This window comes from Allobosea spartocytisi, from assembly GCF_014764685.1.
GTDB classification, from domain to species: Bacteria; Pseudomonadota; Alphaproteobacteria; order Rhizobiales; family Beijerinckiaceae; genus Allobosea; species Allobosea spartocytisi.
Genome location: NZ_JACXWY010000001.1, coordinates 283,964 through 310,225 on the forward strand (window position 1 = coordinate 283,964; position 26,262 = coordinate 310,225).

Sequence of the window (26,262 nt, forward strand, 5' to 3'; positions counted from 1 at the left end):
GCTGGCTTACATCGCTTTCGCACTCTGCCACAACGCAGGGAGCCCCGACGGTTTCATGCTTGACGAAAACCAATGTAAATCACAAAATACATTTGCATAAGATCCTTCGCAAAACGAGTGGCGACCGTCATGTCCCGTGCCGTCTTCCTCCACGCCGCAGGCGATGCGCGCCTCGCGCCGTTCAATCTCCGCGAGGGAGCGGCGGGCGAAACCCTGCTCGATGTCGCCGCCGTCGGGCTCTGCGGCAGCGATCTGCACTACTACAAGGATGGCGGCATCGGCTCGGCCGTGATCGCGACGCCCTTCGTCCCCGGCCATGAATTCAGCGGCTGGCTGACGGAGGATTTGCCGGATCTCGGCCTTGCGCGCGGAGCGCTGGTCGCCGTCGATCCCAACCAGGCCTGCGGGCAGTGCGAGCATTGCCGGAGCGGGCATCCCAATCTCTGCCCCGAGGTCGTCTTCATCGGGGCTCCCCCGCATGACGGGGCGATGACAGAGCGAATCTGGGTGCCGAAATCGCAGATCGTGCCGGTGCCCGAGACCTTCTCGCCGAGCGATGCGGTGATGCTTGAGCCGCTCGGCGTCGCGATCCATGCGGTCGATCTCGCCAAGCCGCGCCTGCTCGAACGCGTGGCGCTGATCGGCTGCGGCCCGATCGGCCTCCTGATCCTGCAAGTGCTCCGCACGGCCGGCGTCGGCGAGATTCTCGCCTGCGATCCGCAGCCACATCGCCGCGAGTTGGCGCTGAAGCTCGGCGCCAGCAAGGCCGGCGCTGATGTCACCGACATCGCCGAATGGACGAAGGGCGAGGGCCTGCCACTGGTGATCGAGGCGACGAACGCTCCCGAGGGTTTCCGCGATGCCATCCGCGCCGCCCGCATCGGCGGCCGTGTCGTGCTGGTCGGCATCCCCGACGGCGACAGCTACGTGATCCCGGCCGCGGAAGCCCGCAGGCGCGGGCTCAACATCAAGTTCTCGCGCCGGATGGGCCATGTCTATCCGCGCGCGATCGAATTGGTGGCGCTCGGCAAGGTCGATGTCGAGGCCGTGGTCAGCCATCGCTTCCCCCTCGCCGAGGGGCCGGCCGCCTTCCGCCGCCATGCCGCCAACGAAGCCGGCATGGTCAAAAGCATGATCTATCCCGGCCGTCTGCCCGATGAACACCGCTGAGCCGGCGCCACAGGCCGTGATGTGCACTTCACTAGCATCGATCTCGGGACGATCCGAGGCGGCATTGCTCAATGAGCTCGGCCCGCAGGTGGAGCGCCCGTTGCCGCTGCCCTTCCCCGCCCCATCTGTCGGGCGAGCAGGCCTCGCAACGGCACGCCGGTGAGGTCGGCCGCACGCTGCACTGATCGGGACCGGGTTTGACAGGAGATCGGTCGAATGCTCTTCATGTGAGCATTCGTTCAAATTGACTGTTGTCCGATGCCCCAGACAATCTCGCCTTTCGACCTCGTCATCCTCGATTGCGACGGCGTGCTCGTCGATAGCGAGGTCATCAGTTGCCGGACCCTGGTCGATATTCTCTCGCCGTTCGATCCGAGCTATGATCTGGAGACGGTCATGCGCCGCTATCTCGGACGGCCGTCTTACGCAGTCATCCAGGATTACGAGAGAATGACCGGCCGCCCGGCCTCGGTCGACTTCATGCGGAACTGGCGGGCGCAGCTCTTCGCCGCGTTCAGCAGCGAACTCCAGCCTGTCGAGGGCGTCCGCAGCGCCGTCGAAGCCTTCGGCAGCGATTACTGTGTCGCCTCGTCCAGCGACGCGGAGCGCATCGAGATCTGCCTTCGAAAGACGGATATCTGGGATCTCTTCGAGGGGCGGATCTTCAGCACGACGCGCGTGCGACACGGCAAGCCGGCCCCTGACCTGTTTCTGCTGGCGGCCAGCGAGCGCGGCGTGGCGCCCGAGCGCTGCCTGGTGATCGAGGACAGCGTCAGCGGCGTGATGGCCGCGAAATCCGCGGGGATGACGGCGTATGGCCTCGCCGCCGGCAGCCATTTCGCGATACTGGACCAGCGACAGGCGCTTCTGGCGGCGGGAGCCGACCGCCTCTTCGAATCCTGGCAAGAACTCGCACTTGCGCCGGTGGCGCACTGAGGATTCGATGGCCGACAACGACAGCAACCGCCTCGAGGACGCCGCCCGCGCCGGCTGGCTCTACTACATCGCCGGCCGCACGCAGGACGATATCGCGCAGATCCTGAACATCTCGCGCCCGGCGGCGCAACGCCTCGTCTCGCTGTGCCGCAGCGAGGGGCTGATCAGCTTCCGGATGAACCATCCGATCAGCGCCTGCATGGACCTCGCCGCAAGGCTGCGCGACCGCTTCGAGCTCTTGCATTGCGACGTCGCCCCTTCCGATGGCTCGCCGGAAACGGGCGCGGCCGGCGTCGCCGCGCTCGGCGGCGTCCTCATCGAGCGCTGGCTGCGCTCGCGCAAATCGCTGGTCATGGCACTCGGCACCGGCCGCTCGATGCGAGCCAGCATCGAGCGCGTTCCCTCGATGTCCTGCCCCTTGCACCGGCTGGTTTCGCTGGTCGGCACCATCTCGCCGGACGGGTCGGCAAGCCCCTTCGACACACTGGTCAAGCTCGCGGAAATCACCAAGGCGCAGCATTTCCCGATGCCGCTGCCACTTTATGTCTCGAGTCCCGAGGAGCGCGCCCAGCTCATCGAAATCGAGTCGATCCGGCGCATCCGCGCCATCGCCGGCGAGGCCGATCTCTGGGTCATGGGCATCAGCCAGATCGGCGAGGACGCCGTGCTCTACCGCGACGGATTCATGACCCGCGGCGAATTGCTCGAGATGGTCCGCCACGGCGCCGTCGGCGAGGTGACCGGCTGGGTCTTCGACGCCGAAGGCCGCTTTCTCGATCGCGGCACCAATCTGCGCGTGACCAGCGTGCCGCCGGAGCCGGGCAGCGCCCGCCTGCGCATCTGCATCGGCCAGGGCCCGGCCAAGGTCGCGCCGCTGCGCGCGGCGCTGAGCGGGACAATCGTCAACGGCCTCGTCACCGACGAAGACACCGCCCGCGCCCTCCTCACGGACTGACCCCTCCCTCATCGGACGGCCCATTACCCGCGCGCGGGCAAGGCCTCGCGCACGGCTGTCATCCGCCCGTCACCAACGGTTGACATAACGAGCCAGTGTGCGAGCATATGCTTCAATAAAGAGCATATGCTCACCAAAAACGACGAGGGAGGCTTTAGATGCGATCTTTCTATGGTGCGTTGGCGGGTGCAGGCGCTCTGCTGTTGGCTGGGCTCGGCTCCGCGCAGGCAGCAACGGAAATCGAGTTCTGGCACGCAATGAGCGGCGCGCTCGGCGAGCGCGTCGACGAGCTGGTCAAGAAGTTCAACGACTCGCAGAAGGACTACGTCGTCAAGGCGATCGGCAAGGGCACCTATGACGAGGTCCTGAACGGCACGATCGCGGCCTATCGTGCCAAGCGCCAGCCCGAGATCGTGCAGTCGAACGAGCGTTCCTTCCTGACGATGGTCAATTCCGGCGCCATCCTCCCGACCAGCGAATTGATGGCGCAGCAGGGCCATCCCATCGATACCGCGAAATTCATCGCGCCGGTGGTCAGCTATTACGCGATCGACGGCAAGCTTCAGGCGATGCCGTTCAACTCCTCGACGCCGATCCTGTTCTACAACCGCGACCACTTCAAAGCCGCCGGCTTCGACAAGCCCGGCGCGACCTGGCAGGAACTCGAGCCGCAGCTCGACGCGATCAAGGCCAAGGGCGTGTCGAAATGCGCGATGGTGCTTCCCGGCGACTATGAGTGGAGCTTCCTCGAGAACTACAGCGCCGTGAACGACATCCCGTATGCGACCAAGCGCAACGGCATGGACGGCCTCGACACCAGCTTCGTCTTCAACAAGGGCAAGCTCGTCGGCCAGGTCGAGCGGATGAAGCGCCTCGTCTCGACCGGTGTGATGCAGCTCGCCGGCCAGGGCATCATCCCGATCCAGCTCTTCACCTCCGGCGAATGCTCGACCATCATCGCCTCGACCGCCTCGCATGCCGCCGTCGTCGCAGCCGCGAAGTTCGACTGGAGCGCGGCCGAATTGCCTTATGAACAGGGCGTCACCCCGAAGAACAGCGTCATCGGCGGCGCCGCGCTCTGGACCCTGAAGGGCCATACGCCGGAGAAGTACAAGGCGATCGCCGCCTTCTACGATTTCCTCGCCAGGACCGACACGCAGGTCTGGTGGCATCAGGCGACGGGCTATGTCCCGGTCACGACCGCCGCCTATGACGCTGCCAAGGCTGAGGGCTACTACCAGAAGAACCCGACGCGCGAGATCGCCGTGCTCCAGTTGATGCGTGGCACGCCGAGCGACAATTCGCTCGGCTTCCGCATCGGCAACAGCAACCAGATCAACGTCGCGATCATGGAAGAGGTCTCGGCCGCCTTCCTCGGCCGGAAGCCGGTGCAGCAGGCGCTCGACGATGCGGTGTCTCGCGGCAACGAGTCGCTGCGCCGCTACGAGCAGCTCAATGCTGGCAAGAAATAAGGCGGCCGGCCTTCCGGTGGCAGCTGGCGGGGGCAGTTTGCGCCTCCGCTCGCCGCTGCGGCGCCTTCTCGTGAAGGGCGCCGGCGATGGGAAGACCGAAAGCGGGCTGAAGCGCGCGCATTTCCGCGAATGGCGCCTGCCCTTCTGGCTGCTGGCGCCGCAGCTCTTCATCCTGCTGCTGTTCTTCTTCATCCCCTCGATCAGGGCGCTGATCCAGGCCTTCCAGTTGACCGATCCTTTCGGCGCCACGACGCAATGGGTCGGCTTCCAGAATTTCGAGCGGCTGTTCCGCAGCGGCGTCTACTGGTCCTCGGCGCAGGTGACGCTGATCTTCACCCTCGCGCAGAACGTGCTGACCCTGTCGGTAGCGCTGCTGCTCGCCTTCGCCTCGAACCATATCCTGCGCGGGCGCGGCGCCTACCGCACCGTGCTGCTGCTGCCCTATGCCATCGCGCCGGCGATCGCCGGCATCATGCTCGCCTTCCTGTTCAATCCCCGTGTCGGCCCCGTCGCCCATATGCTGCAGGGGCTGGGTCTCGACTGGGACCCGAACCGCAACTCCTGGCATGCGCTGGCGCTGGTCGTGATGGCGGCTTCGTGGAAGCACATCTGCTACAACTACATCTTCCTCGTCGCAGCGCTGATGTCGGTGCCCCAGTCGATCCTCGAATCCGCCTATCTCGATGGTGCGGGGCCGATCCAGCGCTTTCTGCGCATCTCGCTGCCGATGATCGCGCCGACGCTGTTCTTCCTGATCGTCATCAACTTCGTCTACGGGCTGTTCGAGACCTTCGCCATCGTCGACGCGACCACGCGCGGCGGCCCGGCCGGCGCCACCTCGATCCTCGTCTACAAGGTTTACCAGGACGGGTTCGTCACGCTCGATCTCGGCTCGTCGGCAGCGCAATCCGTGGTGCTGATGGCGCTCGCGCTGTTCCTGACCTTCGCGCAGTTCCGCTTCGTGGAGCGCCGCGTGAACTACAGCGTCTAGGCCCGCGATGAACGAGCGCACCCCCGTCATCGATGCTCTCTGCCACCTGATCCTGCTGGTGGGCGCCGCGCTCGTCTGCCTGCCGATCTATTTCGTCTTCGTCACCGGCTCGCTCTCGCAGCAGGAGATCATGCGCGTGCCGATGTCCTGGCTGCCCGGCAGCCAGTTTCTGGCGAACATGCAGACGGTGCTGAGCAATGCCAATTTCGGCCGATTGCTGCTCAACTCCTTCATCATCGCCATCGGTATCACCGTGGGGAAGCTCGCGGTCTCGGTCATCGCGGCCTTCGCCGTCACCTATTTCCGCTTCCCCTTCCGGATGACGGCCTTCTGGCTGATCTTCATGTCGCTGATGCTGCCGATCGAGGTGCGCATCGTGCCGACCTATGAATCCGCGGCGAATGTCGCGCTGCCGCTCAACATCCTCGGCTCCTGGCTCGGCATCAAGGCGCTGGTCGATCTCGACTGGAACCTGGTCAACACCTATTCCGGCCTGATCCTGCCGCTGATTGCGTCTGCGACCGCGACCTTCCTGTTCCGCCAGTTCTTCCTCACCATCCCCGACGAGCTCTGCGAGGCCGCGCGCATCGACGGCGCCACGCCCTGGCAGTTCTTCCGACTGATCCTGCTGCCACTGTCGCGCTCGAACATCGTGGCGCTGGCGATCATCCTCTTCCTGATGGGCTGGAACCAGTATCTCTGGCCGCTGCTGCTCACCACCGAGCCGGCCATGGCCAATGCCGTGATCGGCCTGAAGAAGCTGATGCCGCAAGGCGACTCGCTGCCGACCTGGCATCTCCTGATGAATGCGGCCTTCCTGACGATGCTGCCGCCGACCCTCGTCATCCTCATCCTCCAACGCTGGTTCGTGAAGGGGCTGGTGGATAGCGGCAAATAAACCGCCCACGGGCAAGCAAGGCTTTTCGACATGCGGATCATCGGTCATCGCGGCGCGCGCAACATCTGGGCGGAGAACAGCCTGAGCGGCTTCCGCAATGTCTGCGGCTTGGGCGTTGATGCCGTCGAACTCGACGTCCACCTGTCGAACGACGGCGAGATCATGGTGATCCACGATCCGCTGCTCGACCGCACCACCGACCATAAGGGCCCGGTCGCGCATCTCTCGCGCGCCGCGCTCGCGAAGGTGATGCTCGACGACACGCTGGGCGAGACGATCCCGACCCTGCCGGAGGTGCTCGATGTCTTCGGCCCGACGGGGATCGAGCTCGAGATCGAGATGAAGATGGACGCCTACGGCAATCCTTATCCCGGCCTGCTCGACAAGGTCATCGCGCTGGTCGAGGCTCGCAAGATGGCCGCGCGCGTGGTGCTGACCTGCTTCGTTCCGGAGGTGATCGAGGAGATCCGGGCGAAGGCGCCGCATATGCGCCGGCTCGCCTCGGTCGACCGCCGCTCCTGCGAGGCCTTCGGCGGCGTCGATCACACCTTGCGGCGTTTCGTCGATCTCGGCTGCATCATCGCCGTCGAGCAATCGCTGCTGCGGCTGACCGTCGATCGCGCCGCCAGCATCGTCGGCCGCGACAAGCTTGGCGCCTGGGTGCCGAATACCGTGCGCGAGCTTGATTTCTGGCTCGGTCAACCGATCTCGCAGATCACCAGCGACCGCCCCGATCTCGCCCTGCAATTGCGCGCTGCAAGGAAGGGTTGAGCATGGCGGTGCGCCTGTCCCGCGCGACGCTCGGGCAGCTCCGCCCGGCGGTCGGTATCCCCGGCTACCGACCGGAAGAGCTGAGCCCGGGCATCGTCCATATCGGCGTCGGCAATTTCCACCGCGCGCATCAAGCAGCCTATCTCGACGAATTGTTCGAGCGTGAGCGCGACCGTGACTGGGCGGTGGTGGGCACCGGCGTGCGGGAGAGCGATGCCGCGATGGGCCGCGATCTTGCCGCGCAGGATTTCCTGACCACGGTGGTGACGCAAGAGGCCGAGCGCTCGCAGGCGCGCGTTACCGGCGCGATGATCGATTTCGTGCCGCCCGGCGACAGCGCCGCGATCATCGAGCGCCTCGTCAATCCCCGCACGCGGATCGTCTCGCTGACCGTCACCGAGGGCGGGTATTACATCGATCCGGCGACGCAAGCCTTCGATCCCGGCCATCCCGATATCGTGGCCGATGCCGCCGATCGCCTCGCTTCTCCGAAGACCGCTTTCGGCCTGATCGCCGCCGGGCTGCTGAAGCGTCGCGCCGCCGGCCTGCAGCCTTTTACGGTGATGTCCTGCGACAACCTGCCGGGCAACGGCCATGTCACGGCCGACGCCGTTACCGGTCTTGTCGATCTCATCGATCGCGTCGACACACTCTGGATTCGGGAAAACGTCGCCTTTCCCGACAGCATGGTCGACCGCATCACGCCCGCCACCTCGGAGCGCGAACGCCAGTCATTGCGCGACGATTTCGGCATCGCGGACAGCCGCCCGGTCTTCTGCGAGGGTTTCCGGCAATGGGTGCTGGAAGATCACTTCCCGGCCGGGCGCCCGCGTCTTGAGGACGTCGGTGTCCAGTTCGTCGCCGATGTCGCGCCCTTCGAACTGATGAAGATCCGCATCCTCAATGGCGGCCACGCGGCGATCGCCTATCCCGCGGGCCTGCTCGACATCCATTTCGTCCACGAGGCGATGCAGGACGCCCAGATCGCCCGCTTTCTCTCGGCCTTGCTCGACGACGAGGTCATTCCGGTCGTGCCGCCAGTCCCTGATACCGATCTGGCCGGCTACAAACGGACCATCGAGCGGCGCTTCGCCAATCCCAGGATCGGCGACACGATCCGCCGGCTCTGCCTGGACGGCTCCAACCGCCAGCCGAAATTCATCCTGCCGACGCTGCGCGATGCCTTGCGCGCGGGCACACCCATCGACGGGCTTGCGCTCGTCAGCGCTCTCTGGTGCCGCTACTGCTATGGCGAAACCGAAAGCGGGCAAGCCATTGGGCCCAATGACCCGGAGTGGTCGCGGCTCAACCAGCAGGCGCAACAAGCCAGATCCGCACCGGAAACCTGGCTGCAGATGCGAGATATCTATGGAAATCTGCCGGACGATCGGCGCTTCCGGAAGGCGTTCTGCCGGGCGCTGCAGAGAATCTGGCAGGCGGGAACACGTGCGAGCATCGATGACTATCTTGCATCGCGCAGCCCCTGATGGCCGAAGTTCAGGCGCACGCTCCAACCTCCGGTCCGAAGTCTGCATTCCGATCGAATCCGGAAGTCTGAACGCACCTGTCCCGGCGCAGCGGCAGGGGCACGGCCTCGACATGCTCCTGTGTTTCGACGCCGAAGGGACCTTCAGCCAGCGTCTCGCAGACGATTTCGGGACCGCCCGTGCGCGCGAAAGCCGCCAGCGCCTGGCGCAGCCCGTCGGCGGCAGCCTCGTTCGAACTCGGATTGATGACGAGGATGCGGATCATGGTCTTTCTCCCCGAAAGGCTGCGCCCTCGGCGGCCGGGCGTCCGTTCGATGCAGCGCTCACGCCTCCGGCGGCGGCACTGCACCGGTGCGGCTCGTGATGAGCCCATAATGCTCGATGCGGCGATGGCGGGCGAAATCGAAGATGGTCGATTTGCCGAAGGCCGTCTCATCGAGATCGCAGGCGTGCACCAGCAATTCGTCTCCCTCGGTCTTGGCCTCGGCGACGATCTCGCCATTGGGGTCGACGATCAGCGAGCCGCCGATCATGTGATGGCCGTCCTCGTCGCCGGCCTTGGCGACCGCGACCACCCAGGTGGCATTCTGATAGGCGCCGGCCTGGACGCTGAGGCGGTTGTGGAAGAGGCGCTTTTCAGGGCCCTCGGCCCCGCGCTGCGAATTCACCGATGGCGTGTTGTAGCCAATCAGCACCATCTCGACGCCCTGGAGGCCCATGACGCGATAGGTCTCGGGCCAGCGCCGGTCGTTGCAGATCGCCATGCCGAGCACGCCGCCGAGCGTGCGCCAGACGGGGAAGCCGAGATCGCCCGGCTCGAAATAGCGCTTTTCCAAGTGCTGGTGCGTGCGCTCGGGGTCGTATTCGGCGTGTCCGGGCAAATGGATCTTGCGGTATTTGCCGACGATGGCGCCGCTCTTGTCGGTGAGAATGCTGGTGTTGAAATGATGCCCGTCCGGCGTCTTCTCGGCATAGCCAAAGGAAATCGCGATGCCGTGTTCGCGCGCCCGGTCGAACAGGGCTTGCGTCGCTGGGCCGGGCATCGCGTCCTCGAACCAGATGTCGGCCTCGGCGCGGTCCTCGTGATACCAGCGCGGAAAGAAGGTCGTCAGCGCGAGCTCGGGATAGACAACCAGATCGGCGCCCTTCTCCTTGGCTTCGTCGAGCAGAGCGATCATGCGGGCGATCACGGCTTGGCGGCTGTCAGCCTTCTGGATCGGGCCCATCTGGGCGGCGGCGACGGTGAGCATGCGCATGGCGCGTCCTTTCAGTGATGGCCGCTCAGCGGGCGGCGGCGTGTTCGAGGCGGCTGACGAGCCTCACCGCCGGCCAGAGCAGCGCGAAATAGATCAGCGCGGCCAGCACGATCGGCGAGGCGTTGAAGGTGAGAGAACGGGCCATGTCGGCCGAGTAGAGCATCTCCTGCAGCGAGACGACGCTGGCGAGCGAGGTGAGCTTCACCACCTCGACCGTGTTCGAGACGAGGTCCGGCAGCACGTTGCGCAGGCCCTGCGGCAGGATGACCCAAGTGAAAGCCTGGTCCGCCCTCAGGCCGGTCGAGCGTGCCGCCTCCCACTGCCCGGCGGGGACGCTCTCAATGCCCGCGCGGATGATTTCGCCGTAATAGGCGGCGTTGTTGAGGAAGAAGGCAATCACGACCGCCGTAAGCGGCGAGATGCGCAGGCCGAGAAAAGGCAGCCCCGAATAGACGAGGATCAGCACCACGAGCGGGGGTAAGGCACGCATCAGGTCGACGAGCAGCGTCACCGAAACCCGCAGGACGCGAACCGTGGATCGGCTGGCCAACGCCACCAGCACGCCGCCGATGAGGCCCATCGGGATGACGATCAGGCAGATGAGTAGCGTGGTCTTCAAGCCCTGCAGCACCAGCGGCAGGGCCTTGCCCATAATGTCGAGATTGAAGAACTGCTGGAGGAGTACGTCCATTACTGGCGCCTCCAGGCGAAGCGGCTCTCGATCAGCCGACCGAGGCCGATGATCGGGATGAAGAGCAAGAGATAGGCGAAGGCGCCCATCAGCAGCGGCGTCGCATTGCCCGAGAAGGAGACCGCCGTCGTCGCCTGGTTGATGATCTCCGGCACGCCGATCACCGTTCCCAGTGCGGTGTTCTTGGTGATGGCGATGGTGCGGTTGGTCAACGGCGCCACGGCGAGGCGCAGCGCCTGCGGCAGGACGACGTAGAGAAGTGTCTGGGTCTCGGTCAGCCCGGTCGAGCGGGCGGCCTCGCGCTGGCCGCGTTTCACTGCGATCAGCCCGGCCCAGACGATCTCCTCGGCAAAGGCGGCCAGCACCAGCGAGAGCACGAGCCAGAGCACTGCGAAGCTCGGCAATTCGATGCCGATATTGGGCAGGCCGAAGAAGATCAGCAGCACGAGCACGAGCGGGGGCACCGCGCGGAAGAGATCCACGAAGAGCATCAGCGGCCAGGCGAACCAGCGGCCGGCCCGCCAGCGCACCATTGCGAGTGCCAGGCCGAGCAGCAGGCCCGTCACGACGACGAGTGCCGCGATCTCGATCGTCACCACCAGCCCGCTCAGGATCGCCGGCCAGCTGGCGGCGATCAGCTTGGCGTTCAGGAAGCTGTCGAGGAAGCGATCCATGGCGCTATCGGGCCACCTCGGAGACGAAGGCGCGGGTGCGCTCGTGCCGGGGCGCGCCGAAGATCTGCTCGGGCGGGCCCTGCTCGACGATGACGCCGCCATCCATGAAGACGACGCGGTCGGCCGCCTCGCGGGCGAAACGCATCTCGTGGCTGACGACGAGCATGGTCATGCCGGCGGCGCGCATGTCGCGCATCGCCTGCAGCACCGAGCCGACGAGTTCGGGGTCGAGCGCCGAGGTCGGCTCGTCGAACAGCATCAGCCCGGGCTCGAGCGCCGAGGCGCGGGCAATGGCGACACGCTGCTGCTGGCCGCCGGAGAGTTCGCCCGGGTAGGAAGCGGCCTTATGCGCGAGGCCGACGCCCTCCAGCGCGGCCATGCCGATGCGCTCCGCCTCGGCGCGGGGCTTCTTCAGAACCTTGCGCAGCGCCAGCGTGACGTTCCCCAGCGCGGTCATGTGCGGGTAGAGGTTGAAGGACTGGAAGACCATGCCCATGCGCCGGCGCAGCGCGTTGATGTCGATCCTGTCTGCCAGCACCTCCTGCCCGTCGAACCAGATCGAGCCGCCGCTGGGCTCCTCCAGGCGGTTGCAGCAGCGCAGCAGCGTGCTCTTGCCCGAGCCGGAGGGGCCGATGAGGAAGACGAGTTCGCCGGGCGAGACGGCAAGGTCGATGCCCTTCAGCACCTCGATCGTGCCGAAGCTCTTGTGCAGGCCGCGGATGTCGAGCAGCGGATGCGGCGGGCGCATGGCGCCGGTTCCGCCGGCCAACAGTTCGCTCGCCTCGCTCACTTGCAGGCGGGGGTATGGGCCGTCGCGTCGTAGCCCGGCATGTCGGGCACGCCATATCCCGGGAAGGGGGTGACGGCGGCCGAGCCCGCGGCCGGCTTGGTGCCGAACCACTTCTCGTGCAGCGCGGCCATGGTGCCGTTCGTCTTCAGGCACTCGATCGCCTGATCGAGCTCGTTGCGCAGCGATGCGGAATCCTTGCGCAGCGCGACGGCCCAGACCAGCCCGGTCGAATAGGTATAGGAGAGCTGGATCTGCGGATTGCTCTTGGCGGCCCATTGGATGACGGTGTTGCCGGCCACATTGGCGTAGGCACGGCCCGAAATCACCGCCTGGACGGCATCGGTCTGCGTGCCGAACGACTCGACCTTCCAGCCGATCTTCTCCTCCAGGCCGCGCGCCCAGCTGTCGTAGGCCGAACCCTTGTTGACCGAGATCACCTTGCCCCTCAGCTCTTCGAGCGCGGTGATCGGCGGCGCGCCCTTCTTCGTGATGAACTGGAAGTCGGTATTGAGATAACCTTCGGTGAAGAGCAGGCTTTCGGCGCGCTCCTTGCTGACCGTCACCGGCGCGACGATGAAGTCGTAGGTGCCGGCCTGCAGGGCCGGGATCAGCCCGGAAAACTGGGCGGCATCGACCGTCACCGTCTTGCCGAGCTGCTTGCCGATAGCCTCGGCCAGATCGACGTTGAAGCCCTCGATGCCGCCGGAGAGCTTGGGCATGGCGTGGGGCGCGAACGTGCCATCGACGGCGGTCTTCAATGTCGTCTGCGCCATCGCGGCGGGGGCGAGCAGCAAGGTCAGGCCGATGGTGGCGATTCTGGCGAGCATGGCGCGCTCCTGGGAACGGGAAACCGCAGGATAGTCAGCGCCGGAAAGCCGCCACAATATCAGATCTAGAAAAATCACTAGGCCCTCTATCAATCCAATTTATACTGCCTGCGATCTGCCCAGCGGAGCCGGCCGACATGCTGAATTTGCGGCAACTCGAGATCTTTCGGGAAGTCATTCGCTGCCAAACGACAGTGGCGGCGGCGCAGGGGCTGGCCTTGTCGCAGCCGGCGGTGAGCACCGCGGTCAAGCAGATGGAACGGCAGCTCGGCTTCCAGCTGTTCCAGCGGCAGGGCAACCGGCTGATCCCGACGCCGGAAGCTCTCGAGATGTATCGCGACAGCGATCCCATCTTCTCGATGGTCCAGTCCTTCTCGCGCAAGGTCGCCGCGCTGCGCGACACGCGCAGCGGCTCGCTGCGGCTTCTCGCGACGCCCCCGATCGCCAATGCGCTGGTGCCACGCGCTTTGGCGCGCTTCGCCAGCCGCCGGCCGGAGCTGCATGTCGATTTCGACGTGCGCCGTACCGATGGCGTCATCGAAGGGCTGGAGAGCGGCGCAGCCGATCTCGGGGTCTCGCTGGAGCCCTATGCGAGGCCGGGCCTGGAGGCGGAGCTGATCGGTGCCGGCCAGATGGTCTGCGCCATGACGCCCGACCATCCGCTAACCGCCAAGAGCGAGATTTCTCCTGCCATGCTCTCCGGCCACCGGATGATCGGCTTCGAGCCGGGCGCGCGGCTCGGGCTGCTGCTGCAGCGGGATTTCTTCGCCGGTGCGCGCCCGCCCTGCCCGATCGAGGTGCGCTACAGCAACACGGCCTGCTTGCTGGCCGAGGCCGGGCTCGGCGTGGCGCTGGTCGATTCCTTCACCGCGATCAGCGGCAGCCGCTACCGGCTGGAAGTGCGGCCCCTCAGACCGCGTGTCTCGGTCGAGGCCTATGCGCTCTATCAGAAGGCCCGCGCGCCCAAACGGCTCGTCCGAGCCTTCATCGACGAGCTGAAGAAGGCGGTTCGCCCCGCCTTTTTGGAGACCAGCGAAGATCGCTGAAGTCGCAGAAGCGCGCGTTGCTCGGCTGGCCCGTGAGAAGCGTCGGCTCCGGACGGCCCACGGTCACGGCCGCCAGCCAGAGGCGATCCGCTTCTGACGCAGCACCGACAGAGCGCGAATGCGCCAGGAGCGGGAGCTCATCTGATGCCGCGAACCAGACATTGCGGCGGATGGCAGCACATGCTGGTGGCATCAGAACTTGACTGCGAGCCGGGCATTAAAGGCATGATCGGTCGCGCGCGACGCGAGTTGCCCGTCATAGGACAGCCCGATTTCGGCTTCTGGCGAGAGCTTCAGCGCGAGGCCGGTGCTGACGACCAGCGCGTCGCGGGCGATCGGAGCGCCTGCGATCGAGAACGGCGCGCCGCCGGAGAAGGCCTGGAGCGACACCGGGGTGGCGTCGCCCGCCGCGTGCCGCCAGCCGAGCGTGCCGTTTATCCGCGCGACGCTGCTGCCGAGATCGAAGCTCATCTGAGCGCGCAGGCCGAGCGTGGCGAAGGCGACGGCCGTGGTCTGCGCCCTGGCGGTAAGCGCTGCGACGCCGCCTGTCTCGGTGAAGCCAGCACTACGGAGATTGACATAGGCGAGATTGACGAAAGGCTCGATGGTGGCCCGCCCGAGGTCGAAACGATAGGCGAGCTCGCCGAAAGCCTGGAGGCTGCGGGCGTCGTAGTCGGAGCGCAGCTCCTCGCCGAAGCCGGAGAATACGGCGCTGCGCCGGATGTCCAGCTCATGCCAGGCATAGGTGACCCCGCCACTCAAGCGGAAACCCAGGCGACGACTCCTCGCCACATCGGTTATGTCGAAAATCGGCTCTTCAAGCCATTCAGCTTCGCTGAGACCTATCTTCCGTCATGGCCGCGGGGACGATGAGCGCGCACCCGACGCCTGAAAGCGCGCAGGCAAGGAAGCCGAGATCGAATCGGCCGGTCAGCGACAAGGCCATCGCGAACGCGGATGGCGCGACCACATAGCCGAGGAAGATGACCAGAGTAGCGGCGGCTGACGCTTCCCGAACGAGGCTTGGCGGGCAAGCCCGCGCAATTTCAGATAGCTGAACGCCATTCCAGCTCGACACCGTCACGCCGGCGATTGCCGCGAGGACGCAGTAGGTCTGGAAAGACCACTGTGGCGTCGCAAGCGCCAATGTCAGCGAGGTTGCGCCTGACGCCAACCCGATCACGCGCAACAGCAGCCGCGGGGTTCCAAGCCTGTCCGCGAGCCACCCAAGCAGAACGCGTCCAGCAACACTGGTCGCCTGCATCAAGGCGTAGAGCGCTCCGGCTGTCTCGAGGCTGTAGCCAAGTTGCGAGACCGCATACGTCATCAGATAGGCGAACCAGATCCCCTGCCCTATCGCCAGGCAGGCACCGGCTGCAGCCAATCGGAACAAACTCGAAGACGTCGTCAGGGTCCTGATCGGCGTGACCAGGTTGGCGATCGAGAGAATAACGCCGAGTCCGAACTTCAGGCCATGCTCTCGATCGCGATCAAGCCCGTCCCGCATCGGCTGGACGCTTGCGATGATGGCGAGCACGAACACTGCCGAAGCCAGGAGCGCGATGCGCCAGCCGTAGGCTGCGGCGAGCGGCGGCAACGCAAGCCCTGCCACCACTCCTCCGAGCGGCACCCCAGCCTGCTTGATCGAGAAGATCAGGCTGCGGCGGCCATGAGGCGCAGTGCGATGCAGAACGTCATTGCCCGCGGGCGAGGATGGTCCGTAGCCCACGCCGATCAGAAGCGCGGCGACACAGGCCGTCGTCGTCCAGCTCGGCAGAAAAAGCGCCAGCCCCAGGATTCCGATCAGAAGCCCGGCTTGGAGGGCTCGCACGGAACCGAGAGCTCGCATGTAAGGCGAGCCCAACGCCAGGAAAAGGATCGAGCCGAACGTGTTGAGACTGGCGAGGTAACCCACGACCGAGTCCGACCACCCTCGCTCAGTGGCCAATATTGGAGCGATCGTCGGAGGAATCCGACTGAGAAAGGCCGTTGCCATCTGGACTGCGACCATGGTCGCGAGGGCAAGCTGCCATGAAGGAGCGGCTTCTGCCCTTGGGAGACCTGGTTTCACGCGCTCAACTCACGCCACCGCAAGCAAGCGACGCCATGGCCGTCCTGATCGTCAAGATGTGGGTCGATTTCCGCACAATCTGAGATCGCGTACTGGCAACGCGTCCTGAACCGACATCCGCTCGGAACATTGGATGGATCGGGTGGCTCGCCTTGCAGGGAGAAATTCTCGGTCACGCGAGGCCCGCCGATGCGTGGCGCAGCCGAGAGGAGAGCTTGTGTATAGGGATGGCGGGGAGCGGCAAAGACGTCAGCGGTCTTCCCGATCTCCACGATCCTGCCAAGGTACATGACGATGACGCGGTCGCAGATCGACTGCACAACAGCGAGATCGTGGCTGATGAAGAGATAGGTCAGATCGAATTCCGATTTGAGGTCTCGGAACAGGCGCAGCACGGTCGCCTGTACTGAAACGTCCAGTCCCGAGGTGGGCTCGTCGAAGATGACCAGTTCCGGCCCGAGAACGAGAATTCGAGCCAGACCGACCCGTCGCTGTTGGCCGCCGCTGATTTCATGCGGATAGAGATCGAGATGCTCGACGGGCAGTCCGACCGCCTTGACGATCTCCCTGACCTTCTCCTCCCGCTTTTCTCTCGACCAGTCGGTGTGAATGATCAGTGGCTCGTGGAGCGAGCGGCGCAGCGTCCAGCGTGGGTCGAGGGAAGCGCCCGGATCCTGATAGACATATTGAAGGCGGGCACGGATTTTGGGAGCACGCTTCTGGCCCGGCGAGGCAATCCTTTCGCCCAGCATCCGGACTTCGCCCTCGCTCGGCTCGTGGATGCCCATGAGCGTCTTGCCAAGCGTGGACTTGCCGCAGCCGGATTCACCGACAATCCCCAGAATTTCGCCGGGCTCGACCGCGAAGGAGACATCGTCCAGCGCGCGCAGGCTGCCAACCTTCCGGTTCAGGAACCCTCGGACCGGGAAGTGCCGGGCCAGATTGTCGACTTCGAGAATGGGAGGATTACCGGTCTCAGACATGCGCAGCCTCCGCCTCGGCCGACCAGGGATGATGACACGCAACGGCGTGGCCATTGGGCTCTGCAATCAGCGCCGGCCTTGTTTCGTGGCAAACGTCCGTCGCGCGGGGGCAGCGGGGATTGAAGCGGCAACCGTTGGGGGCCTTGAGCGGGCTGGGAACCCCACCGGGAATTCCGACAGGGTCGCGCCCAGGCGCGGGCAGGCTATCGAGCAGCATGCGCGTATAGGGATGGCGGGGGTCGCCGAAGAATTGTTCGCGCGGCGCGATTTCCGCGGTCTGCCCGGCATACATGACCACCACGCGGTCGCAGATTTCCCAGGCCGCGCCAAGATCATGGGTCGTGAACAAGACGGACACCCCGCGTTCGACCGCCAGCCGCCGCAGCACCCCCAGAATCTGCGCCTGGACCGTCACGTCCAGAGCGGTCGTAGGCTCGTCGGCGATGATCATTCGAGGTTGAGGAAGGAGCGCCATGGCGATCATCACCCGCTGGCGCTGGCCGCCCGATAGCTGGTGGGGATACTTGTCCAGAATGGCCTTCGGCTGCGGCAACTGAACCGCATCGAGCATGGCAATGGCGCTTGCCTCGTCTGCCTTGCGCGAACGGCCAAAACTCCCTTTTCCGTCCCTGGGAGCTTTGAAGCGCATCAGGTCGTGGATCTGGGTGCCGATCCGAAACAGAGGGTTGAAGCTCGCAAAGGGGTCTTGCGGGACGAAGGTAACAACCCGGCCGCGTAGATGCTCGGCCGCCTTGCCGCCCGAGAGCATATCGACACCGTCCAGCCGGATGTACCCGCTGTTGATCTCTGTTTGGCCTTCGGGAAGCGTCCCCAGGATCGCACGGGCCAGCGTTGACTTGCCACAGCCGGACTCGCCGACCAGTCCGACGATTTCACCAGGCTTCACGCTGAGATCGATCCGATCGAGGACCTTGGCGAGCCCTTTTTCCGTTCGGAAGCCCAGAGACAGGGCCTGAATATCGAGGAGACTGCTCATGATCAGACGCTGCGCCGCGTACGCGGATCGAGGATGTCGCGCAGGCCGTCGCCAAAGAGATTGAAGCCCAGCACCGTCAGGAAGATCGCGATGCCCGGAGCGAGTGCGTACCACCACGCTTCGGGAAGGAATTCACGGCTTTCCGCAATCATCCGCCCCCATTCAGGAGTTGGAGGCGGAGCGCCAAGCCCCAGGAAGCCCAGCGTTGCCGCGGTCAGAATCGTCGCGCCCATGCCAATCGACGTCCGAACGATGATGGGCGAAGCGATGTTCGGCAGGATGTGCAAGACGATGACGCGCCAAGGCGATGCACCGAGCGCGACGGCGGACTCCACGAAGACCTCGTTGCGCATGGATCGCGTCTCGGCATAAACCAGCCGCGCCCAGAAGGGCCAATAGGTCAAAGAAAGCGCCAGAATGACGTTCTCGATCGATGGTCCGAGCGTTTGCGCGATCGCGATGGCCAGAACGATCTGAGGCACCGCCAGGAAGATCTCGGCAATCCGCATCAGCGCGTCGCTGACCCAATTCTGGTAGTAGCCGGCGATAAGACCGATCGGTACGCCGATGACGAGCGCCGAGCCGACGGCAATCCCCGCCAGCATCAGCGTGATCCGCGCGCCGAACAGTATCCGGCTGAAGATATCGCTGCCCATCCGGTCGGTGCCGAAAAGCGCGGTAGCCGACGGCGGTTGAAGCCGGTTCGCGATATGGAAATCGAAGACATCGTTCGGAAATGGAGCCAGCAGCGGCGCAAACATTGCAGCCAGCACAAGCAGGCCCAGCAAGCTCAACCCAATGAATGCCGCTTTATCTTTGGCGAAGCGTTTCAGGAGATCCATCAGGCCGCACCTCGCGGGTCGATCGCAGCCTGCAGCATGTCCACCAGCAGATTGATCAGGACGAAGAGTGCGCCCGTGCAGAGCGTAAAGCCCATCACAGCGTTGTAGTCGGACTGCAGGATCGAGCGCACGGCGTAGGCACCCAGGCCGGGCCAATCAAAGACCGTCTCGACGACGACCGCGCCGGCCAAGAGGATGCCAAAAATCAGTCCGAGCTGCGTGACAGTTGCCGTCAACGCCATGCGAAGCACGTATTTCCAGACGATCAGGCGGCGTGGCAGTCCCATCGCCGTCTGGTAGGCGACGGACGGCGAGTTGATCACGCCGATAACGCCGTTTCGGGTAAAGCGGACGACCGTGGCCGCCGCCGGCAAAGACAGGGTCAGTGTCGGCAAGACAATGTGCCTGAATGCGGAGCCGATCATCTCGCGATCGCCTTCGATCATTGCGTCCACCAGCATGAGCCCCGTCACCGGCTCAGGCGGAAATCCCTCGATGCGTCCCGAAAGCGGCAGCCATCCGAGTTTCATCGAGAAGAGGAACTGGAACTGCATCGCCAACCAGAAGGATGCCACCGCCAGGCCGGAAACCGTCACGACCCGAAGCAGGTGGTCGATCCATGAATTCCGGTGCAGGCCGCAAAGCACGCCCAAGGGGATGCCGATAAGGCCTGCGATCAGAACGGCAAAGATCGTCAGTTCCAGCGTCGCGGGAAGACGCGATGCCAGATCGTCGACGATGGGCTGCTGGGTAAAGAGACTGGTGCCGAGATTGCCCTGCGCGATGTCGCGCAGGTAGTTCGCGAACTGAACCGGCAATGGCTTGTCGAACCCGAAGCGCTCCCGCACCTGCTGGACCTGCGCAGCGGAAGCGTTCTCCCCCGCGGCCAAGACCGCTGGGTCGACAGGGATCACCCGCGACAGCACGAATACGATCGCGAGCAGCCCCACGAGGGTTGGCACGAACCAGAGCAATCGGTTCGCCACCATTGACAGCCAGTTCATGGCAACGCCTCCGGTTGGAAGAAGTCAGGACCGCTCAGCGCTTGAGAGATGCCCAGCGAATGTCCTGGCCGTTGCTGACCGGGGAGAAGCGGATGCCCTCGACCTTGCTCGAATAGGGTCCGTACCAACGCGTGTTATAAACGAAGATGCCGGCGGCATCGTCGTTCACCATCTGGGTCATTTCTTCGTAGAGCTTGCGCCGTTCGTCCTGGTCACTGGAGACAAGGGCACGGTCGAGCCGCTTATCGAATTCGGGATTGCTGTAGTACGAGAAGGTGCGCGTGCCGTGATAGCGCGTGCCATACAGCTCCCCGACCCAGTTATTGGGGTCGACATAGTAAGTGCTCTTCCATAGCGGCACGATATCGGCCTGGGTGTCGGCCTTGCGCATCCGGCTGGACACGACGGACCAGGGCGAAACCTCGACCACGACCTCGATGCCAATCTGGCGCAGGGTGCTCTGGAACAGCGTCGCCGCCTGCTCGGATTCGCTGAAGCCGGCAAGGGCGTTGATGGTGATCGGGCGCAGCGGCTCCGTCACCTTCTTCAGCTCCTCGCGGGCCTTTTCGAGATTGTAGCTGTAACCCTTGAGGCCGGCCGGCGTGCCCCAGATGTTGTTGGGATTGGGCCCCGGATTACGCGAGACCGAATCCTTCATGATGCTCTTGATGAAGCCATCGTAGTCGAATGCGTAGGCCAGCGCGCGGCGGAAGTTCGGATTGTTCATCGGCGGCTTGGTGCAGTTCAACGCCAGGATGAACACCCGCATCGATTCCTGCTCGATGATCTGAACGTTGCTCGACTGCCGGAGTCGCTGGATCTGATCGTAGGGAAGGTAGCCATCGGCGCCCTGGAAATCGCCGCGGATCAAGCCGAGCACGCGGGTGTTCGTCTCAAGGACGGTGCGGAATTCAAGGTCGTCGAAGGGCTGGCCGGTCCACCCCGCAAAATGTTCGGCGAAGCGGCGTGCGGTGAAGCCCACGGCCGGGTCATGCCGACGAAGAGCATAGGATCCGGAGCCCGCCTCGTTGCGCGTGAGCCAGGCCTCGCCCCAGTCCCCGTCCTTCTCATTGGCCTTCACCAGCGCGCTGTTGACCACGAGGATGTCGGGCACGGTGGTCAGGAAAATCGCGGATGGGCCATTCAGGTTGAAGACGACCGTGTGAGGATCGGGCGCCTGTGTCGATCCCGGCTTGACGCTGTCGAGGTACAGGCTGGCGGGGCCCTTCTTGAGGGCGAGGATGCGCTCGATCGAATAGACGACGTCGGCAGACGTCAGCGGTTTGCCATCGTGAAACTTAGCGTTCTGCCGCAGCTTGAACGTGTAGACCTTGCCGTCATCCGAGACGGTATGGCTCTCCGCCAGCCATGGGATCATCTTGGGAGGATTGTCGACCCAGCGGTAGAGCCCGTCGTAGAGATTGAAGCGCGAAGCGGCCCGGGCGGTATCGAAAATGGTATGCGGATCGAGGTTATCGTACGGGCTGTTGTTCGCGTAGACGAACTTGCCCCCGGCCTGTGCCAGAGCTCCCTCGATCGAGAGCGATGCGAGGGCGACCGATCCTGCAACCGCTTTAAGCGCGTCTCTCCGTGTCGTCGTCATGCCGTCCCTCCATTGATGTCGTGTTTCAAGGGCTGCCGGTCACCGAGACGACCTGGCCTGTGATGAAATCCGCATAGTCGGAGGCGAGGAACATGACCGTGTAGGCGATGTCCTGCGGCGTCCCCGGCCGACGCCGCGCCGTGTTGGCAATCATGTTCTCCTGCCGCTCGGCCGAATACGACTGCCACTGCCGCTCATAGTCCGGGCTCGTGCGCTGGAACCCTGGGGCAACCGCGTTGACCGTGACCCCGAACGGCCCGAGCTCCTGCCCGAGCTGGCGCGCCAGCCCGATCTCGCCGGCCTTGGCGGAGGCATAAGCCTGAATCCCTGTCAGCGAGGTGCGCAGCCCGGCACCGCTGGCGATCAGAACGATCCGCCCCTTGCCGCGCGCCTTCATGCCGGTGCAAACCGCCTGGGAGGACAGGAAGGCGCCCGTCAAATTGACGTCGAGCACAGCGCGCCAATCGGCCTCCTCGACATCCTCAAGTGCCTTCGCGCTCTGCCCGAGAACTCCGCCGGCCACGTAGACAAGGACGTCGGGTGCGCGCCCGCTGATCCCTTCGGCCTCAGCGACCCATCGGTTGACCGCCGCCTTGTCGAGCAGATCGAGCTGCGTCGCATGCGCCGGCAGGCCGGCCATCTCCTCCTTGAGCCGATCTGCCGCGAAAACATTCGCCCCCCTCGCCGCAAATTCCTCGACGATGCCACGGCCGATGCCGCGGGCCGCTCCGGCCACCAGCACGGTCTGGTCGATGAACTCGATATTCATGCCGCGTCCTCCAGCTGACGAGGCACGATCTGCGGATACTGTTCCAGAACACGGGCATAGGCCCGCTCCAACGCCGCAACCGGATCCTCCTTGGCGGCGGCATCGGCATTCACCGCCGCGAAGAGCTCATGCTTGACGAAGAAGCGCCACTCCACAGGAAGGGCAAACAAGTGCTGCGAAAGGCGGTCCCAAACGGCGTCCGACCAAACGCGCTCGAAACTCAGCCTCTCGGGATCGAAGGTCATGCCTTCTATGCTTTCCCGCGGCGCCGATCGCAGAGCCTTGGTGGCGGCCTCATCGATGACACCATCCTTGACCACGACGCCATAGGCTCTGGCGCCGCTCTCGGTGACCTTGCCCCCGAGAAAGTCCTTCAAAACCTCATGCTCGGGACGTTCGAAAGGATCACCCCAGCCACCTGCGCCTGCCGCCGAAATCGTCAGAACGTCTCCGGGGCCGCAGCGAACCACGTCGGTGTTCCCCAGGTCTTCCGGGTCCGTCTTGCCATTGACGCGAAGGAAGCCGCAGGTCGAGCCCGGCAGTCCGCCCTCAAGTCCCCAGCAGGAGAAGCGAACGCGGTCCCGGTTACGGGCGGTCACGACCGAGTTCGGCGTGAACATCTGGAATGTCATCTGAGCCGCAAGGCCGCCACGGTAGCGACCCGGACCGCCGGAATCCGGCACGAGCTCATAGCTCCTGACGCGGATAGGCACCTCCGCCTCGGTGATCTCGACGGGCGTGTTCTTCAGGAAGGAATTCGAACCATCCTGCCCATCCTCGAACGAACTTCCGCCTCCCCCACCTGTGATCGGGTTGATCGAGGCCATGGCCAGCCGGCCCGTACGACTGTCAGTGGTGCGCACGTTCAGAATACCGCCGCCGCCCGCCGGGCCGGCGGGCAGGCGATCAGGCATCGCGCGCGAGAAAGCTCCGATGACCATGCCTTGAATGCGTGCGCAGGTCAGGCTGCGCATGCCTGTGGCCGCCGGGTAGACCGGATTGACGACCGAGCCCACCGGCAGGATGCACTGAACCGGGCGCAGAAGCCCCATGTTGAGCGCGACCGTTCGATCGAGCGAATAGACGACGTAGTTGTAGCCCACGAGCGGCAGGATATGGCGCGGCAGACCGCCCGTCGGCATGTTCAGCGCCGATTGGAGCTGCGGGTCGCTGCCCATGAAGTCGAAGATCGCTTCGTCACCCCGAACCTTGACCGACAGCTTCAACCGGCATGGAACGCCGCCGGGGCTATCCTCGTCGATGTAATCGCTGAACTCGTAATCGCCGTCCTGCATCGAGGCGAATAGCTGGCGGGCCTGCCTCTCGGCCAGATCGAGCACGCCATAGGTCGCGGCACAGACAGTCTCGACGCCGAAGCGGGCGATCGCATCGCGGATCTTGCGCTCACCGGTCTTCAGCGAGGCGATCTGGGCCTTCAGGTCGCCCCAGTTCTGATCGGGCATTCGCACGTTGCGCAACATGATGCGCAGCACGCTCTCATTCATCACCCCAGCTTCGACGAGCTTCATGGGCGGAATTCGAATCCCCTCTTGCTGCACCTCGGTGAGCGCACGGGACAGCGAAGCCGGCACCGCACCGCCCATGTCGGTGTTGTGGATATGGCCCACAGCGAAGCAGACGAGCCGATCCTCATGGAACACCGGCATCCACAGATGGACGTCGGGAGCATGGGTGCAGACGTAGCCGGAATACGGGTCGTTGGTGATGCAGATGTCGCCAGGCTTGTAGTCCGCGATGGCGTCGATTGCGCCCTTATAGTCCAGGCCGATGAACCAGGTCGCGCCCAGGTCTTTCGGGCTGGCGAAGGTTTGCCCACAAGGCGTCGTCAGTCCGCTGGTAAAATCTTCCGTCTCCTTGACGAAGGCGGAATGCGCCGTCCGCAGAAGCGTGAATGCCATGCTCTCGGCCGCAGCCTCGAAATGGCTCTTCAGGATCTGCAGCGTGACAGGATCGAGCGCCATCAGATCGCACTCCGCTTCAGGATCAGATTGCCGAAGCCATCGACATGGCCCTCGAAACCGGGCGGGGCCCAGGTCGTTGTGTCGTCTTGCAAAATCACGGCCGGCCCGGCGAAGGACGAGCCCGGCGACATGTCGTTTCGCTCGAAGACACCGGCCTCGATCGTCGATCCTTGATGAATGACCGGAACCCGCTTCCTGGGCTGCACCTGCTGCAGCTTCAGCCCCTGTTCTGCGAACTTGGGCTTGGGTGTGATCCCTGCGATGACCACGCGGAGCGCGACGATTTGCACGTCTGCCGCATCGTCGGAGTGATCGTAGATTTCGGCGTGACGCTTATGAAAGGCCGCGGCAATGGCGGCATGGTCGCCGTCGACGATCCACGCCTCCTGCAGGGGCGTCTCGATCTCGTAGGATTGGCCACGGTACCGCATGTCGGCCGTGATCGAGAGCGTGGCCTCGCCGGCATAGCCCTGCCCTTCGAAGAGCCAGGCGCGAGCTTCTTTTGCGAGCTCGTTCATCGCCTGGCGCAAGCCGTCGAACGATCGTGGTCCAACATCGAGAAAGACCACGCGCACGAAATCCGAGCGCAGATCGGCAAGGAGGCCTCCAAGGGCGGCCAGCACACCTGGAGTTTGAGGGATGATGACTGACTGCATACCCATGGCATCGGCCAGGAGGCAGCCGAGCATGGGACCAGCGCCACCGAACGCCAGAAGCGCATAGCCGCTCGGCTCCTCGCCGACCTGCGAGAACAGCCGGCTGGTTTCGCGGTACATGTTGGCGACCGCGAGCTGGATGATTGCTTCAGCCGCGCGTTCCGAAGAGCGGTCGAGGCCTCTGGCGATTGGCTCGAGCGCCGCAAGCGCTCGGGATCGGTCGACGTTGACGGCGCCATATCCGAGCTCGCCGGCGCCGAGGACGCCGATGGTCGCGAAGGCATCGGTGATCGTCGCGCGCTCGCCACCGCGCCCATAGCAGGCCGGCCCAGGAGTGGATCCCGCGCTTTCGGGCCCGACGCGTAAAACGCCCAAAGCATCGACGGAGGCAATCGAGCCTCCGCCGGCTCCGATCGAGGACACCGATACCGTCGGAAGATAGATCGGATACTCCCCGACGAGTTCGCCTGAGCGGAAGTCGGGCATCCCGTCCTTGAGGAGCGCGACGTCGGCGCTTGTGCCACCGATGTCGAGGCTCATGACTCTGGAGAAGCCGGCCAGCTTGGCTGTGAAGCCTGCACCGATCACACCGGCAGCCGTGCCGGACAGCAGCATCTCGATGCTGCGCACCTTGCCGGCCGCGGCGGTCATGACGCCACCGTTCGACTTGGTGATCATCGGAGCGGGCACGACCCCCCGCTCGATCAGAGCATCCTCGAGGCGGCCGATGTAATGGGACACCCGAGGCTGCACCGAACCATGGATGCAGGCCGTGATGGTGCGCTCGTATTCCCGGACAATTGGCCAGATGTCGGCGGAGCAGAAAACCGGCAAGTCAGGTCGCAGGCGTTCGATCTCGGCTTTGACCAGCCGTTCATGCGCCGGGTTCTTGTAGCTGTGCAGCAAGGCGATCACGATCGCCTCGGCCCCGCTTGCTTCCAGTCGACCCAACACGGTGGCGATCGCAGCCGGATCCGGAACGACCTCTGCAACGCCATCCGCATTGATGCGCTCCGGCAGTGGAACCACGCGATCTCTCGGCACCAAGGGAGCCGGTCGGCGCGAGAACAGGTCATAAGGATCCGGGATCTTCAGGCGTGCGAGTTCCAGGACGTCGCGGAAGCCTTCAGTAACGACGAGTCCAAGCTTCGCGCCCTTGCCTTGAATGATGCTGTTCACGCCCACTGTGGAGCCATGGGTGAAGTAGCTGACCTGCGAAGGCGCGATGCCGAAGCGTTTCTCGATCTCATCCAGCCCCTGAAGGACCTCAGCCCCTGGAGCGTCCGGGCGCGACAGAACCTTGAGCGTCCGCAGATTCAGGGTCTCCTCGTCGAGCACGCTGAAATCGGTGAAGGTGCCGCCGATGTCGACGCCAATGCGATAGCCCATCC

25 protein-coding genes are annotated in these 26,262 nt (G+C 64.7%); 9 read left to right on the plus strand and 16 right to left on the minus strand.

Annotation, left to right across the window (positions count from 1 at the left end):
• Window positions 1–129 precede the first annotated feature (129 nt).
• From IED13_RS01480 to IED13_RS01515, 8 genes are all read left to right on the plus strand, one after another.
• A complete protein-coding gene (locus IED13_RS01480; protein ID WP_112765147.1) occupies window positions 130–1,170 on the plus strand; it encodes a zinc-dependent alcohol dehydrogenase in 1,041 nt (346 codons plus the stop codon).
• Window positions 1,171–1,428: 258 nt separating this feature from the next.
• Window positions 1,429–2,106 carry an HAD family hydrolase gene (locus tag IED13_RS01485; protein WP_113253168.1) on the plus strand — a complete coding sequence of 226 codons (678 nt, stop codon included), beginning with the start codon at window positions 1,429–1,431 and terminating at the stop codon, window positions 2,104–2,106.
• Window positions 2,107–2,113: 7 nt separating this feature from the next.
• Window positions 2,114–3,061, plus strand: a complete 948-nt coding sequence (locus IED13_RS01490) for a sugar-binding transcriptional regulator (RefSeq protein WP_112765149.1) — start codon at window positions 2,114–2,116, stop codon at window positions 3,059–3,061.
• A gap of 158 nt (window positions 3,062–3,219) precedes the next feature.
• Window positions 3,220–4,533: an extracellular solute-binding protein gene (locus IED13_RS01495; protein WP_191123138.1), complete on the plus strand. Its 1,314-nt coding sequence runs from the start codon at window positions 3,220–3,222 to the stop codon at window positions 4,531–4,533.
• Entirely contained in the window at window positions 4,517–5,524 is a 1,008-nt protein-coding gene (locus IED13_RS01500; RefSeq protein WP_191123139.1) for an ABC transporter permease subunit, read from the plus strand. The genes IED13_RS01495 and IED13_RS01500 overlap by 17 nt, the downstream gene beginning before the upstream one ends.
• Window positions 5,525–5,531: 7 nt before the next feature.
• Window positions 5,532–6,422: an ABC transporter permease subunit gene (locus IED13_RS01505; protein WP_113253165.1), complete on the plus strand. Its 891-nt coding sequence runs from the start codon at window positions 5,532–5,534 to the stop codon at window positions 6,420–6,422.
• A 30-nt stretch (window positions 6,423–6,452) separates the two neighbouring features.
• Window positions 6,453–7,193: a glycerophosphodiester phosphodiesterase family protein gene (locus IED13_RS01510; RefSeq protein WP_191123140.1), complete on the plus strand. Its 741-nt coding sequence runs from the start codon at window positions 6,453–6,455 to the stop codon at window positions 7,191–7,193.
• 2 nt (window positions 7,194–7,195) lie between these two features.
• Window positions 7,196–8,680 carry a mannitol dehydrogenase family protein gene (locus tag IED13_RS01515; RefSeq protein WP_191123141.1) on the plus strand — a complete coding sequence of 495 codons (1,485 nt, stop codon included), beginning with the start codon at window positions 7,196–7,198 and terminating at the stop codon, window positions 8,678–8,680.
• A gap of 10 nt (window positions 8,681–8,690) precedes the next feature.
• Here IED13_RS01515 and IED13_RS01520 read toward each other — a convergent pair whose 3' ends face one another.
• Genes IED13_RS01520 through IED13_RS01545 form a run of 6 tightly spaced genes read right to left on the minus strand, consistent with a single transcriptional unit; the run spans window position 8,691 to window position 12,918 of the window.
• On the minus strand, window positions 8,691–8,945 hold the full coding sequence (locus tag IED13_RS01520; RefSeq protein ID WP_191123142.1) for a hypothetical protein: 255 nt from the start codon (window positions 8,943–8,945) through the stop codon (window positions 8,691–8,693).
• Window positions 8,946–9,003: 58 nt separating this feature from the next.
• Window positions 9,004–9,936, minus strand: a complete 933-nt coding sequence (locus IED13_RS01525) for an N-carbamoyl-D-amino-acid hydrolase (protein WP_191123143.1) — start codon at window positions 9,934–9,936, stop codon at window positions 9,004–9,006.
• A gap of 25 nt (window positions 9,937–9,961) precedes the next feature.
• Window positions 9,962–10,627: an amino acid ABC transporter permease gene (locus tag IED13_RS01530; protein WP_191123144.1), complete on the minus strand. Its 666-nt coding sequence runs from the start codon at window positions 10,625–10,627 to the stop codon at window positions 9,962–9,964.
• On the minus strand, window positions 10,627–11,301 hold the full coding sequence (locus IED13_RS01535; RefSeq protein ID WP_191123145.1) for an amino acid ABC transporter permease: 675 nt from the start codon (window positions 11,299–11,301) through the stop codon (window positions 10,627–10,629). Before IED13_RS01535 ends, IED13_RS01530 begins: the two co-directional genes overlap by 1 nt.
• Window positions 11,302–11,305: 4 nt before the next feature.
• Entirely contained in the window at window positions 11,306–12,049 is a 744-nt protein-coding gene (locus tag IED13_RS01540) for an amino acid ABC transporter ATP-binding protein (RefSeq protein ID WP_191123146.1), read from the minus strand.
• A 38-nt stretch (window positions 12,050–12,087) separates the two neighbouring features.
• Complete coding sequence (locus IED13_RS01545; protein ID WP_191123147.1) at window positions 12,088–12,918, minus strand: transporter substrate-binding domain-containing protein; 831 nt, start codon at window positions 12,916–12,918, stop codon at window positions 12,088–12,090.
• Window positions 12,919–13,055: 137 nt separating this feature from the next.
• Here IED13_RS01545 and IED13_RS01550 point away from each other — a divergent pair, with 137 nt between their 5' ends.
• Window positions 13,056–13,964 carry a LysR family transcriptional regulator gene (locus IED13_RS01550; protein ID WP_248312404.1) on the plus strand — a complete coding sequence of 303 codons (909 nt, stop codon included), beginning with the start codon at window positions 13,056–13,058 and terminating at the stop codon, window positions 13,962–13,964.
• A gap of 192 nt (window positions 13,965–14,156) precedes the next feature.
• Here IED13_RS01550 and IED13_RS01555 read toward each other — a convergent pair whose 3' ends face one another.
• The 10 genes from IED13_RS01555 to IED13_RS01600 all read right to left on the minus strand — a co-directional run bounded on the left by IED13_RS01555 (window position 14,157) and on the right by IED13_RS01600 (window position 26,260).
• On the minus strand, window positions 14,157–14,726 hold the full coding sequence (locus IED13_RS01555; RefSeq protein WP_191123148.1) for an autotransporter outer membrane beta-barrel domain-containing protein: 570 nt from the start codon (window positions 14,724–14,726) through the stop codon (window positions 14,157–14,159).
• A 64-nt stretch (window positions 14,727–14,790) separates the two neighbouring features.
• Complete coding sequence (locus IED13_RS01560; protein ID WP_318652211.1) at window positions 14,791–15,975, minus strand: MFS transporter; 1,185 nt, start codon at window positions 15,973–15,975, stop codon at window positions 14,791–14,793.
• Window positions 15,976–16,031: 56 nt separating this feature from the next.
• A complete protein-coding gene (locus IED13_RS01565) occupies window positions 16,032–17,018 on the minus strand; it encodes an ABC transporter ATP-binding protein (protein ID WP_191123150.1) in 987 nt (328 codons plus the stop codon).
• Complete coding sequence (locus tag IED13_RS01570) at window positions 17,011–18,015, minus strand: ABC transporter ATP-binding protein (protein WP_210323453.1); 1,005 nt, start codon at window positions 18,013–18,015, stop codon at window positions 17,011–17,013. The genes IED13_RS01565 and IED13_RS01570 overlap by 8 nt, the downstream gene beginning before the upstream one ends.
• A gap of 2 nt (window positions 18,016–18,017) precedes the next feature.
• The gene (locus IED13_RS01575) at window positions 18,018–18,857 is read right to left on the minus strand and encodes an ABC transporter permease (RefSeq protein WP_113252216.1); all 840 of its coding nucleotides are present in this window, start codon (window positions 18,855–18,857) and stop codon (window positions 18,018–18,020) included.
• A complete protein-coding gene (locus IED13_RS01580) occupies window positions 18,857–19,861 on the minus strand; it encodes an ABC transporter permease (protein WP_191123151.1) in 1,005 nt (334 codons plus the stop codon). Before IED13_RS01580 ends, IED13_RS01575 begins: the two co-directional genes overlap by 1 nt.
• Before the next feature lie 34 nt (window positions 19,862–19,895).
• The gene (locus IED13_RS01585; protein WP_191123152.1) at window positions 19,896–21,464 is read right to left on the minus strand and encodes an ABC transporter substrate-binding protein; all 1,569 of its coding nucleotides are present in this window, start codon (window positions 21,462–21,464) and stop codon (window positions 19,896–19,898) included.
• A gap of 25 nt (window positions 21,465–21,489) precedes the next feature.
• Window positions 21,490–22,233, minus strand: a complete 744-nt coding sequence (locus IED13_RS01590; RefSeq protein ID WP_112763510.1) for an SDR family NAD(P)-dependent oxidoreductase — start codon at window positions 22,231–22,233, stop codon at window positions 21,490–21,492.
• Window positions 22,230–24,215 carry a hydantoinase B/oxoprolinase family protein gene (locus IED13_RS01595; RefSeq protein ID WP_191123153.1) on the minus strand — a complete coding sequence of 662 codons (1,986 nt, stop codon included), beginning with the start codon at window positions 24,213–24,215 and terminating at the stop codon, window positions 22,230–22,232. The genes IED13_RS01590 and IED13_RS01595 overlap by 4 nt, the downstream gene beginning before the upstream one ends.
• Complete coding sequence (locus IED13_RS01600) at window positions 24,215–26,260, minus strand: hydantoinase/oxoprolinase family protein (RefSeq protein WP_191123154.1); 2,046 nt, start codon at window positions 26,258–26,260, stop codon at window positions 24,215–24,217. The genes IED13_RS01595 and IED13_RS01600 overlap by 1 nt, the downstream gene beginning before the upstream one ends.
• Between the last annotated feature and the right edge of the window lie 2 nt (window positions 26,261–26,262).